This is a genomic window from Streptomyces sp. NPDC021115 (assembly GCF_044333065.1).
Classification (GTDB): Bacteria; Actinomycetota; Actinomycetes; order Streptomycetales; family Streptomycetaceae; genus Streptomyces.
Map to the genome: position 1 here is coordinate 20,098 of NZ_JBIRQF010000026.1, position 12,615 is coordinate 32,712.

At 70.2% G+C, this 12,615-nt stretch carries 13 protein-coding genes; 6 read left to right on the plus strand and 7 right to left on the minus strand.

The features are described 5' to 3' along the window. Positions 1 to 66 precede the first annotated feature (66 nt). A complete protein-coding gene (locus tag ACH4TL_RS41715; protein WP_398329280.1) occupies positions 67 to 1,056 on the plus strand; it encodes a helix-turn-helix transcriptional regulator in 990 nt (329 codons plus the stop codon). Between the two features lie 3 nt (positions 1,057 to 1,059). On the opposite strand, the gene ACH4TL_RS41720 is transcribed toward ACH4TL_RS41715, so the two are convergent. After that, positions 1,060 to 2,508 carry an MFS transporter gene (locus ACH4TL_RS41720; RefSeq protein ID WP_398329283.1) on the minus strand — a complete coding sequence of 483 codons (1,449 nt, stop codon included), beginning with the start codon at positions 2,506 to 2,508 and terminating at the stop codon, positions 1,060 to 1,062. 179 nt (positions 2,509 to 2,687) lie between these two features. Here ACH4TL_RS41720 and ACH4TL_RS41725 point away from each other — a divergent pair, with 179 nt between their 5' ends. From ACH4TL_RS41725 to ACH4TL_RS41735, 3 genes are all read left to right on the plus strand, one after another. Then, positions 2,688 to 3,302 (plus strand): TetR/AcrR family transcriptional regulator, encoded by a 615-nt coding sequence (locus ACH4TL_RS41725; protein WP_398329285.1) that lies wholly within the window; start codon positions 2,688 to 2,690, stop codon positions 3,300 to 3,302. Positions 3,303 to 3,584: 282 nt separating this feature from the next. Next, entirely contained in the window at positions 3,585 to 4,676 is a 1,092-nt protein-coding gene (locus tag ACH4TL_RS41730) for a cytochrome P450 (protein WP_398329288.1), read from the plus strand. Beyond that, positions 4,673 to 5,263 (plus strand): TetR/AcrR family transcriptional regulator, encoded by a 591-nt coding sequence (locus tag ACH4TL_RS41735; RefSeq protein WP_398329291.1) that lies wholly within the window; start codon positions 4,673 to 4,675, stop codon positions 5,261 to 5,263. The genes ACH4TL_RS41730 and ACH4TL_RS41735 overlap by 4 nt, the downstream gene beginning before the upstream one ends. Positions 5,264 to 5,304: 41 nt before the next feature. Here ACH4TL_RS41735 and ACH4TL_RS41740 read toward each other — a convergent pair whose 3' ends face one another. The 3 genes from ACH4TL_RS41740 to ACH4TL_RS41750 all read right to left on the minus strand — a co-directional run bounded on the left by ACH4TL_RS41740 (position 5,305) and on the right by ACH4TL_RS41750 (position 7,427). Continuing rightward, the gene (locus tag ACH4TL_RS41740) at positions 5,305 to 6,204 is read right to left on the minus strand and encodes a LysR family transcriptional regulator (protein WP_398329294.1); all 900 of its coding nucleotides are present in this window, start codon (positions 6,202 to 6,204) and stop codon (positions 5,305 to 5,307) included. An 81-nt stretch (positions 6,205 to 6,285) separates the two neighbouring features. After that, the gene (locus tag ACH4TL_RS41745; protein ID WP_398329297.1) at positions 6,286 to 7,293 is read right to left on the minus strand and encodes a threonine/serine dehydratase; all 1,008 of its coding nucleotides are present in this window, start codon (positions 7,291 to 7,293) and stop codon (positions 6,286 to 6,288) included. Next, positions 7,290 to 7,427: a hypothetical protein gene (locus ACH4TL_RS41750; RefSeq protein WP_398329300.1), complete on the minus strand. Its 138-nt coding sequence runs from the start codon at positions 7,425 to 7,427 to the stop codon at positions 7,290 to 7,292. Before ACH4TL_RS41750 ends, ACH4TL_RS41745 begins: the two co-directional genes overlap by 4 nt. 308 nt (positions 7,428 to 7,735) lie before the next feature. Between ACH4TL_RS41750 and ACH4TL_RS41755 the strand changes: the two genes are divergently transcribed. After that, complete coding sequence (locus ACH4TL_RS41755) at positions 7,736 to 8,308, plus strand: hypothetical protein (RefSeq protein ID WP_398329303.1); 573 nt, start codon at positions 7,736 to 7,738, stop codon at positions 8,306 to 8,308. Between the two features lie 32 nt (positions 8,309 to 8,340). Here the strand turns inward: ACH4TL_RS41755 and ACH4TL_RS41760 are convergent, their stop codons facing one another. From ACH4TL_RS41760 to ACH4TL_RS41770, 3 genes are all read right to left on the minus strand, one after another. Then, positions 8,341 to 8,601 carry a hypothetical protein gene (locus tag ACH4TL_RS41760; RefSeq protein ID WP_398329306.1) on the minus strand — a complete coding sequence of 87 codons (261 nt, stop codon included), beginning with the start codon at positions 8,599 to 8,601 and terminating at the stop codon, positions 8,341 to 8,343. 509 nt (positions 8,602 to 9,110) lie between these two features. Next, a complete protein-coding gene (locus tag ACH4TL_RS41765; protein WP_398329309.1) occupies positions 9,111 to 10,229 on the minus strand; it encodes a sensor histidine kinase in 1,119 nt (372 codons plus the stop codon). Next, positions 10,226 to 10,897, minus strand: coding sequence for a response regulator (locus ACH4TL_RS41770; RefSeq protein ID WP_398329312.1), 672 nt, complete (start codon positions 10,895 to 10,897; stop codon positions 10,226 to 10,228). Before ACH4TL_RS41770 ends, ACH4TL_RS41765 begins: the two co-directional genes overlap by 4 nt. A gap of 350 nt (positions 10,898 to 11,247) precedes the next feature. Here ACH4TL_RS41770 and ACH4TL_RS41775 point away from each other — a divergent pair, with 350 nt between their 5' ends. After that, complete coding sequence (locus ACH4TL_RS41775) at positions 11,248 to 12,519, plus strand: DUF418 domain-containing protein (RefSeq protein ID WP_398329315.1); 1,272 nt, start codon at positions 11,248 to 11,250, stop codon at positions 12,517 to 12,519. The last annotated feature ends 96 nt before the right edge of the window (positions 12,520 to 12,615 follow it).

Sequence of the window (12,615 nt, forward strand, 5' to 3'; positions counted from 1 at the left end):
TTGCACGCCGCACCTTAGGAGAAATAGTGGACAGAATCGGTCCTCTATCCGCGTTAGGCTGCGGACATGCCCCGACCCGCTGCCCGCGTGCTGACACTCCTGGAGCTGCTGCAGTCGGGCGGCATCCGGACGGTGGCCGAACTGGCCGACCGGCTCGGCGTCGAAGGGCGCACCGTGCGGCGGTACGTGGACCAGCTGGTCGACCTGGACGTGCCCGTGGAATCGGTGCGCGGCCGCTACGGCGGGTACCGGCTCGCTCCCGGGTACCGCTTGCCTCCGCTCATGCTCAGCGACGACGAGGCGCTGGCCGTGCTGCTCGGCCTGGTCGCCGGCCGCCGAGCAGGGCTGACGACGACGCAGCACACGGCGAACGAGACGGCATCGGCGAAGATCCGGCGGGTGCTGCCCAAGCACATCGCCCGCCGGCTCGACACCCTCCTGGAATCCCTCGCCTTCACGGAACACCCCGGAGAGTTCGACACCCCGGACGCCGGGGTCCTGCTCACCATCGCCGATGCGGTGCGCCACCGCCGACCGGTCTCGATCCGCTACACCGACCGCGACGGACGGCGCAGCGAACGCACGCTGCACGCGTACGGGATCGTCGCCCATGCGGGCCGGTGGTACGTCACGGGCAAGGACGCCCGGATCGGCGAGGACCGAACCTTCCGGCTCGATCGCATCGCAGACGCGCGGACCCTGCCCGGCTCGTTCGAAGCGCCCGAGGGCCCCGGTCCGGCACAGCGCGTGTTGTCAGCGTTCGCCACGGCCAAGTACCGGCATGAGGTGACCTTGCGGATCCACGGAACGGTTGAGCAGATCCGCGCGCACCTCCCCGCCAGCATCGCGAACCTGGAGGAACACGAGCCCGCGGCAGGCCAGGACCGGGCGACCGAGCGCTGGCTGCGCGTCGAGCTGCGGGCGGAGCGGCTCGACTGGTTGCCTCCGGTACTCGCCGCACTCGACCGGCCGTTCGTCATCGAGCGCCCCGATGAGCTGCGCGGCCTCGTCACCGCGCTCGCCGATCGCCTCGCGTCCTGCGCTCGCCGAGCCTGACTCCTAGGGACGGGCGGTGAGTGAGGCGGGTTCGGCGTCTGCCGTCTCCTGGGCTTGTGCCGTACGGGAGTTGGGGATGAACGCGGCGATGGCGGCGGAGGCGAGGGCGAGCACGCAGCCGATGATCAGGGCGGTGCGGAAGCCGTTCTCGGAGGTGAAGGTGTAGCCGCCGACGGTGGTGGTCATCTGGGCGAGGACGGCGCCGACGACGGCGGAGCCGACAGATGTGCCCAGGGAACGCATGAGGGCGTTGAAACCGTTGGCCGCGCCGGTTTCGCTGAGCGGGACGGCGCTCATGATCAGGGCGGGCATGGCTCCGTAGGCGAGGGCGACACCGGTGTTCATGATGATCATGGCGATCATGAGGCCCCACGCGGTACCGGCCAGCAGGAGGGACGCGAGGTAGCCGGCGGCCAGCACGAGCGCGCCGCTGATGAGGGTCACCTTCGGGCCGCGGGCGTTGGTGAGCTTCGCTCCGAGCGGGGAGACGGCCATCATCATCAGGCCGCCGGGCAGCGTCCACAGGCCGGCGGCGAGCATGGACTGGCCCAAGCCGTAGCCGGTGGCTTCGGGGAACTGAAGGAGCTGCGGGATGACCAGCATGCTCGCGTACATGCCGAAGCCGACGAAGACGGACGCGACGTTGGTGAGCAGGACGCGGGGGCGTGCGGTGGTGCGCAGGTCGACCAGGGGCTCTCGGGTGCGCCACTCGAACAGGCCCCATGCGGCCAGCGTCACGGCCGCGGTGGCGAAGAGCGCGAGGGTGGTGACCGAACTCCAGCCCCAGTCGGCGCCCTTGGAGACGGCGAGCAGCAGGGACACCAGGCCGACGGCCAGACCCAGGGCTCCGACGGTGTCGAAGCGCTGCCCCTTGGTGGTGGCGGGGGTGTCGGGGACGAGGGTGAGGATCATGACGGCGACGACGGCGGCCAGCGCGGCGGCGCCCCAGAACAGCAGGCGCCAGTTGGCGTACTGCGCGACGGCCGCGGCCAGCGGCAGACCGATGCCGCCGCCGATGCCCATCGAGGCGCTGACGAGGGCGATGGAGGAGCTGAGCTTGTCGGCGGGGACGACATCGCGCAGCAGGGCTATGCCCAGGGGGATCATTCCCATGCCGACCCCCTGGAGGCCACGGCCGATGATCATCGGGGTGACGCTGCTGGAGAGCGCGCAGACGATCGATCCGACGATGAGGGGCACGGCACAGGCCAGGAGCATGCGCCGTTTGCCGACCATGTCTCCGAGGCGTCCGGTGATGGGGACGCACACCCCGGCGACGAGGAGGGTGGCGGTGACGACCCAGGTCGCGTTCGAGGCGGAGGTGTCCAGGATCTTGGGCAGATCGGCGAGCAGCGGTGTGACGAGGGTTTGCATCACCGCTGCGGTGACACCGGCGATCGCGAGTGTCGCGACCACTCCGCCGGGCCGATGGGCCGTGGATGGATGAGACATGGCGGGGTTCCTCAAGGCCTGAGAAGGGGCGCGGCACGTGCGCGGGGGCGGGTCCGGGTCGGCTTCGACACCGGATGGGCGTGGTGTACCGAAACGCAATCGGTAGCCAACTATCGGTTCGCGCTGGTAGGGGTGTCAAATCGAAACGATGGTTGACTATCACTTGATAGAGTGGGGGTGTGCCTTCAGATACCCCCAAGCCGTTGCGCGCCGACGCCGCGCGCAACTTCGAGAAGATCGTCAGGGCCGCCCGTGAGGTCTACGCGGAGCGGGGTCCGGACGCTCCTCTGGAGGAGGTGGCCCGGCGGGCCGGTGTGGGGATCGCGACCCTCTTCCGCCGGTTCCCCGACAAGGGGGTCTTGCTGCGCGCGGTGCTGGACCAGCAGTTCGCGGAGCAGGTGGCGCCCGCGGTCGACCGGGCCCTGGAGGACGAGGATCCGCGTCGCGGACTGGCCGCGGTGATGGAGGCCGCCCTGTCCTCCGCGGTGAATGACTACAACGCGCTGACCGCGGCCCGGAACGCGGGCGTGCTGACGGCCGAGGTCGGCGACCGGTTCTTCGACGCCCTGGACCCGCTCGTCCGGCGCGGCCAGCGGGCGGGCGTGATCCGCGGCGATCTCGTGCCGGAGGACGTGCGTCGGATCATGCTCATGCTCGTCAGTGTGCTGTGGACCATGGAGCCTGGTGAGAGCGGGTGGCGGCGCTATGTGACGCTCGTACTGGACGGGCTCTCGCCGCATGCCGCCAGCCCGCTGCCCCACCCCGCCCCCGCGATCCGGCGTCCGGAGCACTGAACGGGGGCCCGGCGGAGGCCGATCGCTCCGCTCGTCGACCTGAGGATCGCCACAGGACAGGGGCGTCGCTGCCCCCTCCGGCCGGCCGGTCGGTGAGTTGAGCGATAAGTGTTAGTCGCCTTTCAGTTACCTGTTAGCGTGGCAGTGGTCGCGAAGCATCGTCGAGGGGTGGGCAAGAAGATGACCGGGACAACGGAATTGCCACTGCAGATGCGGCGGAACGGGTTCGGCCCTGCCGAGGAGCTGACCCGGGCACGGGACGGAGAGGGTGTCGTGCGGGTCATGACACCGTTCGGTATGCCCGCGTATCTGGTCTGCCGGTACGAGGACGTTCGCCAAGTGCTCTCGGACCCGGTCCGGTTCAGCAACGTCCGCCCCCCGTTTCCCGGGGAGGACGAGCTGGACGAGGACGAGCTGGCCCGGATGCGAGCGGGGAATCTGATCGGGTTCGATCCGCCGGAGCACACCCGGTTGCGTCGGCTGCTCACCCCGGAGTTCACCATCCGCCGGATGCGCAGGCTCGAACCGCGGATCATAGAGATCGTCGAGGCGGCGCTGGACGATCTGGAGCGGGCGGGCAAGCCGGCCGATCTGGTGTCGCACTTCGCGCTGCCGGTGCCGTCACTGGTGATCTGCGAGTTGCTGGGCGTGCCCTATGCCGACCGGGCCGAGTTCCAGGACCGTTCCGCCCGCCTCCTGGACGTGTCGTTGCCGATGGAGGAGCGGATGGCGGCCCGGCGGGAAGACCGCGCCTACATGGCGGGCCTGGTCGCCCGCGCGCAGGCGCAGCCGGGTGAGGACATGCTAGGGATGCTGGTGCGCGAGCACGGCGACGACCTCAGCACCGACGAACTGACCGGTATCGCGAGCCTGCTCCTGCTGGCCGGGCACGAGACCACCTCGAACATGCTCGGCCTGGGCACCCTGGCCCTGCTCCGCCACCCGGACCAACTGGCCCTGCTCCGCGACGATCCGGAGCGGATCGGTCCCGCCATCGAGGAACTGCTGCGCTGGCTGTCCATCGTGCACTCGATGCCGCCGCGCACGACCACGACCGATGTGGAGATCGCCGGGCATACCATCCCCGAAGGCTCTCTCGTGCTTCCCTCGCTGCCCACCGCCAACCGCGACCACGCCTTCACCGAGAATCCCGACGCGCTCGACATCACCCGCGCGGCCGCCGGACACATCGCCTTCGGCCACGGTGTGCACCACTGCCTCGGGGCGCCGCTGGCCCGGATGGAGATGCGCATCGCCTTCCCGGCCCTGCTCCGCCGGTTCCCCGAGCTGGCGCCGGCCGACCCGGACGAGCAGGGCCAGTTCCGGGTCTTCAGCGTGGTCTACGGATTGAAGGAACTGCGGGTGACCTGGTGAGGGCCGACGCCGCCCGGAACTACGAGCGGATCGTCGCGGCCGCGGCTGAGGCATTCGAGGAGATCGGGCCGGAGGCGACCCTCGAGCAGATCGCCGAGCGCGCGGAGGTGAGCGTGGTGACGGTCTACCGCCGCTTCCGCGCGCGCGATCAGCTCGTCCGGGCGGTCTTCGACCACTTCCTCGCCACCGAACTCGAACCCATGACAGCGGTGCACACCGACGATCCCTGGCGGGACGTCGTCGGCGTGCTGGAGGCCGTCACCGAGGTGCTCGCCCGCCGACAGGTCATCATCTCGCTCGCCCGCGAGTTCACCGGATTCGACGTCGACAGCGCGCACCGTTTCCTGCGCTCCCTCGAACCCCTGCTCCGACGCGCCATCGACGGGGGAGTGGTACGGCCGGAGCTGCTGGTCCGCGATCTGACGGCGGTCATCGTCATGACCCTGGCCACGGTCCACCCCGGCGACCCGGACGGCGCGGACCGCAGGCGCTACCTGGCCCTGCTCGCCGATGGGCTGCGCACCTCGTCGACCACCCTGCCTCCTCCCTCACCCCACGGACCCGGACCCTCGGCCTGCGGGGCGTGAGCAAACGTGCGGCCCGTCACCAACGTGCCGGGACAGCACGCCTAGATCGTTTCCTGCCGGTGAGCCGAGGCGTGCTCCAGGAACTCCTCCACCAGCGGTTCGTGGGTGTCGGCCCGGGAAACGAGGGACAGTTCGACGAGGTCGGCGGCGTCGGTGAGCGGCCGGTAGGCGATGGGGCCTTGAATCGAACGGACCGTCACGTGGGGCACCAGGGTCACGCCGAGGCCGCAGGCCACCATCGACAGCTGGGTCAGGATGGAGTTGGCGATGTGGCGCGCGTCGGGGGTGAACCCGGCTCTGCGGCAGGTCGCCATGAGCTGGTCGTGATAGTCGGGGGAGGCCCCGCGCCGCAGCCACACCCAGGGCTCGTCCGCGAACTCCGCGAGTTCGACCGGCTCGGCGCCACCCCCGGACAGCGGATGACCGCTCGGCAGCGCGATCACGAACTGGTCGTGGCGCCAGGGCCGTACGCGCAGACCGCGCACCGGCGCGCTGGGCCGGATGACGGCGAGATCGATCTCGTGCCGGGCGACGGCCTCCTGGCCTTCCCCCGTGTCGACTTCCGTGAGGTGCAGGTCGACCCGGGGACGCGCGGACCGGAAGGCGGACAGCGTGCCCAGCAGGGGCTCGCTCAGCGCCGACGTCACGACGCCGATCCGCAACGTTCCCACCAGACCGGCCTCGGCCTGGGCCGCCACCTCGTGTGCGTGCTGGGCGGCCGCGATCAGTTTGCGGCACTCCTCGGCGAAGGCCCGGCCGGTCTCGGTCAGCCGCACCTTTCGTTCGCTGCGATCGAAGAGCTGCACGCCGAGCTGCCGCTCCAGTTGGAGGATGGCCTGGCTGAGTGGGGGCTGCGACATGCGCAGCTGTTCGGCGGCACGCCCGAAGTGGAGCGTTTCGGCGACGGCGAGGAAGTAGCGGGCCTGGCGAACCTCGATCATCAGTCGCTCCACATATCAGTAAGAGAGGGAAGCAGACCTCCAGTATATGAAGCGCGTAGTTTGACGCGTTCGGGTGTTGCCTCAGCCCGACAAGGCGCGGCGGTAGACCGCCGGATCGATGTTGCCGCCTGACGCCACCAGGGCCACGGCCTTTCCCCGGACGTCCACCTTCCCGGATAGCAGTGCCGCCAGGGACGCGGCGCCGCCCGGCTCAACCACGATCTTGAGGAAACGGTGGGCCACGGACACCGCGGCAAGCGCCTCCTCGTCGGTGACAGTCAGGCCGGTCACCTGGTGACCGCTGAGGACGGCCAGGGGACGCTCACCGGCCGCCGGGCCGGAGATCGCGTCCATCACGCCGCCCGGCGGGCGCGGATTCGCACACGCGCGGCCGGTCGCCAGGGACCGGGCCATCTTGTCGAAACCGGCGGGCTCGACGATGTGGTTCGACAGGCGGTCCGGGAACTCGTGGTCGAGTGCGGTGATCACGCCGGACGACAGTCCACCGCCGCTGCAGTTGACCAGGACCGTATCCGGGGTCAGGCCCAACTCGCGTGCCTGCTCGGCGATTTCCAGACCGACGGTGCCCTGTCCGGCCATGACGGAGGGGTCGTCGAACGGCGGGATCAGCGTCATGCCGCGGTCCTGGAGGATCTTCCGGGCGACCTCGTTCCGGTCCTCGGCCTCCGGGTCGTAGAAGACGGTTTCCGCGCCCCACCAGCGGCAGTTGTCGACCTTGATGACGGGGGCGTCACGCGGCATGACGACGACCGCGGGGCAGCCTGCGAGCCGTGCTGCCGCGGCCACGCCCTGGCCGTGGTTGCCCGCGGAGTAGGTCACGATCCCGGCGCGGCGCGCGTCTTCGTCCAGGGTGAGCAGTGCGTTGAGCGCGCCACGCACCTTGAAGGAGCCGGTCAGTTGCAGGCACTCGGCCTTGACCAGGACGCGGGCGCCGATCAGATCGTCCAGCATCGGAGAGTTCAGCAGGGGCGTGCGGACCACGTGGCCGGACAGGCGCCGAGCGGCTGCCCGGATCGCGTCCATGCCGAAGCCGGGCACGGTGCCGTTCGCGACGGACTCCGTGTTCATGGGGCCACCTCGAACAGGGTCTCGATCTCGACGGGCGCGCGACGCGGCAGGGCGGATGCGTAGTTGCCGTTCGGCCTCGGGGGCTTCGGGAGACGGAGCCCCCGTTCCTTCAGCCGGGTGTGGATGTCGGACAAGACGCGTGTCCTTTCGGGGATCGGGGCTGGAGCCCTCGCGGGCCCGCTCGCCGCGGGCGCTGTCGCCGCGCTCACTGCACCAGACGCCCGCCATAGAGGCAAAGTCTTTTTGGGTCTCTCACTGATATCCGCAGCGTCTTTCCGGCCATGCGCTTCTCAGGAACCGGTGGTCCAGGCGCAGACCGTGCGGCTTCGACCGGCCACGGATCGCCGGGTGGTCGTCCGGCAGTCACCGGGTGCTTGGATCGGGCATTCTGAGACGGTGAGCACCGGTCACTCGCGGGTGCACGGCACTGTGAGGAGGAGTCATGGGGTGGCAGAGCGAGGAGTTCGGGTCGTTCCACGAGGGCACGGCGGGGGCGGTGCTGGGTGACGGCAGCGAGCCGGGGCCCGTGTACGTGGATGCCGGGAGCGGCAGTCACATGCCCGCGATCACCGACTGGTGGGTGTACGACGGCACGCTGGGCGCCCCGCGGGCCACTCATCTGCGGGGCTCGTGCTCGTGCGGGTGGCGCGGGGAGCGCCGCTATGCGATCGATTGGGGCCTTGTGGCCGAGGATCCGTACGACGCCGACACTTCGGGCCCGCGCGATGACTGGGCGCAACACATTGAGCACGTCAAGGAGCGGTCGGTGCCGCTGCCCGTGGCGCTGGAGGGCCTGCTGGCCGAGGTGGATCAGCAGCTGACCGCGTTGGCCGCCGACGCGCCGCTGGCCGCGTTGCGGGCAGTGGCGGCGCTGGAGCGCACGACCAAGCGCATCGGCCGTGAGGCTGCCTACCACGCGGAGGCCGATGAGCTGTCGTGGGAGACGATCGGGAAGGCACTCGGCATCACCGAGAAGGACGCCCGTTCGCGCTTGGTCAACTACAGCCTCCGATAATGACCTGCCCGAGTCGTACGGGCCGGATCACGTCAGCCGTAGTCCTCGATCCGCCACTCGTCGTGCCAGTCCGCATAGGCCATCTCACCTTCGAAGCGGAGGGGCAGCCAGACGTAGTCCGCGGTCGAGGTGTCGGGGTCGAGCAGTTCCTGGGGGAAGGAGGCGGGCGTGTCGGCGACGGGCTCCGGCGTGCTGGAGTAGCGCCTGTGCATGCCCTCCTGAATCTGCTGGGAGCTTTCGGGCGGGAGCCCGGGCAGCCACCGGTCGGCGAGGGCGGTCTCGGGCGCGATCAAGGTCGTTGGTCATGGCTGCCGCGAGGATCCCGTGTACAGCCGGGCGCGCGCTGGTCACGGGGTCGACCTCGGATGAGAGCATCTGGAAGCCGCCGTTGCCGGGCAACGCTCGCTGCCTGAGCTGATCCGCGAGATCTACCGCCAACGGCAGCCGTACGTCCCGCTGGCCGACCTGTTGACTGCTGGTGATCCGGCCGCGGACCTGTGAGCGATACCCAGCCGACGGACTGGCCGCTGTTTCCGGCCACAGGGCGTCGGTCGTTGGTCACCGTCCCCGGGGGGCTGTTGGAGCTCGGACACGGCCCGGCGGTGCCCAGCGCCAGAGGATGACGGATCGTTCATCACCTTGGCGACGGCCTGCCTGCCGGCCCGGCTGGTTTCCGGTGTGCGACGGCCTGTGATCAGGACGACCGCGAAGCCCGCCAGGAAGCCGAACAACGCAGAGGACCTGCCATGCGCCGGCTCCATCAGCGATTCGACAACTCGTGCCGGGACCCGCCTGATCGGTCTCAGTCCGTGCTGAGGGGAATCCGCAGCCGTACCTGGTAGCCGCCCTCGGTGGTCGGTCCTGATTCCAGGGTGCCGTGCAGAATCTCGGCTCGTTCCCGCAGTCCGACCAAGCCCTGCTGGGAGCCGGGAAGGGACAGGGAGGGACGCGAGGGCGGGGTGTTGGTGACGATCACCCCGACGTCGTTGCCGTCCTGCCACAGCTCGACTGTGGCCGTGGCGCCGGGGGCGTGCTTGCGGACGTTGGTCAACGCTTCCTGGACCGTACGGTAGAGGGCCCGTTGGGCGGGTGTGCCCACGGTGGGCGGAAGCTCACCTGTCAGCTTCGCTTGAGTGCCGCTTGATTCCACCAGTTTGTGCAGGTCGGTCAGGGTGGGTTGGGGAGTGAGCTCGGTGGTGTGGCTGCCAGAGGCGCGCAGCAGAGTGACCATGGTGCGCAGTTCGTCGAGCGTGGTGACACTGAGCGAACGGATCGTGCGGGCGGCCTCTTTGGCGTCCGTGTCCTTGGTGGCGACCTGCAGGGCTCCGGCTCGTACGGCGATCAGGCTGACCTGGTGGGAGACCACGTCGTGCATCTCTCGGGCCAGCTGGGCGCGTTCGCGGGCGAGCACGGCCTGGGCGTGCAGGGCCCGCTCGTGCTCCCTGACCTCCTCCACCTCGGCCAGCCTCCGCGCCAAGTCCCCTTGTGCCTGTACGAGTTGACCGAGCAGAACCGGAACGACGGCGGTCGCCAGGTTGTACACGAAGATGATCAGCGTCATGGTCCGGCCGACCTCGGTGAGGCTGGCGAGGGGCCACGGAATGCTGCTCGCGCCGGCTGACAGGGCGACGCACATCGCCAGGAGACGGCGGTTGCGGGAGCGTTCGGCCAGGGTGAACAGCGCCAGGAGCGGAGCGAGGGCGATATCCTGCATGAGCGCGATCGGCAGCGTGAGCAGGAAGACGGCGAGCGGGAACCTGCGCCGGAGGGCCAACGCGGCGCAGCCGAGCGCGGGCAGCGCGCCACCGAGCCGCGCCGTGTCCCACAGGTTCAGCCGTAGGTCCGCGGCTGCTGCCGCCACGAGGACGAGGTCGACGACGGGAGCGGGCACACGCTTCCACAGGGCGCGTGCACGGCTCACCGCCCGGCCTCCGACCGCGGGCGCTCATCCAGCAGTCCGGCCCGTTGCGCCAGCAGCGCGGCCTGCACACGGCTGGTCACCCGTAGCTTGGTGAGGATCGCGCTGACGTGGTCCTTGACCGTGCCGGCGCCCAGGTGGATGCGCGCGCCGATCTCGGCGTTCGACAGCCCTTCCGCCACCAGGACGAGGACGTCCCGCTCGCGGGCGGTGAGCAGCCGGACGCGGCCCGCCGACTCGTCGACGGCCGCCTCGGTGCCGGGGTGGCTGCGCAGCAGGGTCCTGGAGGCCTTGGGGGACAGCACCACGCCGCCCGCGGCCAGGGTCCGTACCAGTTGGGCCAGCTGCTCCGGCTCGGTGTCCTTCAGCAGGAAACCGGCCGCGCCGGAGTGCAGCGCGGTCAGGATGTACTCGTCGGCGTCGAACGTCGTCAGCATCGCCACCACCGGAGCGTCCGGCGCAATCCGCAGCTCGCGAAGGACAGTGAGCCCGTCGACGTCCGGCATCCGGATGTCCAGCAGAACCACGTCGGGCCGCTCCCGGCGGACGGTCTCCACGGCGTCGCCCCCGCTCGCGGTCGCGACGACCTCGATGTCGTCGGACGCACCCAGGATGAGCCCGAATCCGGACCGGATCAGCGCCTCGTCGTCCACCACCACTACCCGGATCACGTGCGTTCCGCCTCATATTTGTCCGTGCCGTCCGGCTCTTGCCGTCTCGACCCTAGAGCCCCTGGTGGCCGTGGTGGCCCGCCGAGTGGCAGCTCCACCCACGTGGCGGGGTATCACCCTCCGGTCGGCAGGCCCGTTCTCTCAGCCTGAGAGCCATCGGCCAACAGCGCGGAGGCGAGGGTGGCCGCCGGCGCGATCAGCACGGCCACGCCACGGGAGGGGGACCTTGACCAGGACAGGGCCGGCCGAGGATACCCCGCCGGTCGGCGGGGTGGTCGGGGACGACCGGCAGGGCACCTCCCGAGGACTGTCGGATGGTCGACCGCGTCCGCCTCGGCGAGGTTGTCCGAGTGACCGAGATCGAAAGCGCGAAGAACGCGCCTCCGCCCCCCACGCCCGCACCCTTACCCGCCCTCGCACCCGAGTCCGCCACGGCGACCGAACGCGGTTCGCCGACTGCGCGGCTGGTCGGGGTGGACCTCGCCCGCGCACTGGCCGTGTTCGGAATGTTCACGGTGCACGTCGGCCCGTTACCGTCGCCCGAGAGCGGCGGCGTCGGGAACTGGATCATGAACCTGGCGAACGGCCGGGCGTCGGCGCTGTTCGCCACCCTCGCCGGGTTCTCGTTGATGCTGATCGCCGGCCGCTTCGAGCCGAAGACCGGCCTGGCCGGCCGGCAGGCGAAGGCCCGGATCGCGATCCGGGCCGTGGTCCTGCTGGCGCTCGGCACCGCGTTGGCGATGACCAACTTCGGAGGCGCCGGGATCCTCAACTTCTACGGGGTGTACTTCCTGCTGGCCCTGCCGCTGGTTCGGCTGCGGGCCAGGACGCTCGCGACCATCGCGGTCGCGCTCGCGGTGGTCGCGCCGCAGGTGGCGTTCGGCCTCAGGGCACTGCTCAACGAGTCGATCGTGAACAGCATCAACGCGTACGACCCGATCGCGCGACTCTGCGGCGTGGGCGTGCTCGATCTCCTGCTCACCGGCCTCTACCCGGTGATCACCTGGATGACGTTCGTGGTCACCGGCATGGCGTTGGGCCGGCTGGATCTGACCTCCGGCGCGGTGCAGCGGAGGCTGGCCGTGCTCGGCCCCGCGCTGATCGTGCTCGGATACGGTGACTCGTGGCTGGCGCTCCGGGTGTCCGGTGGCGCTCAGGAAATCATGTCCGGGCCGCCCGCCGCGAAGGACCCCGGCATGGGATCGGGATCCTTCGACATGGATATCGGTGGTGAGCTGGAGGGGCCCGACGCTTGGGGGCTGCTGGCGGCCGAGCCGCACACCGGTTCCACGTTCGACCTCGTCGGCAGCCTGGGCATCGCGATCACGGTGCTCCTGTGCGTGACGGTGGCGATGGCCCGGCTGCCGTGGCTGCGCCGGCTGGCAACTCCGATCATCGCCGTCGGCACCATGTCCCTGACCATCTACGTGGGCCACATCCTGGTGATCCTCGCCCTGCCCGGCGCGGCGGCCACCCCGCCGGAATCCGCCTCCGTCGCGCTGCTCACCTGGTTCATCGTCGGGGCCACCCTGTTCGCGGCGATCTGGTCTCGCTTCTTCCGCCGTGGACCGCTGGAGTACCTGCTCAACGGCGCCACCAAACTGGCGAATTCCGTCCGATGAACCTCGGGCGGGCACCCCGGGACGCTTAGCCCGAGGTCGCACCGACACCCTCCGTCAAGTCCGGCGCACCGCGCTTGACGGAGGGTGGCGACGGCC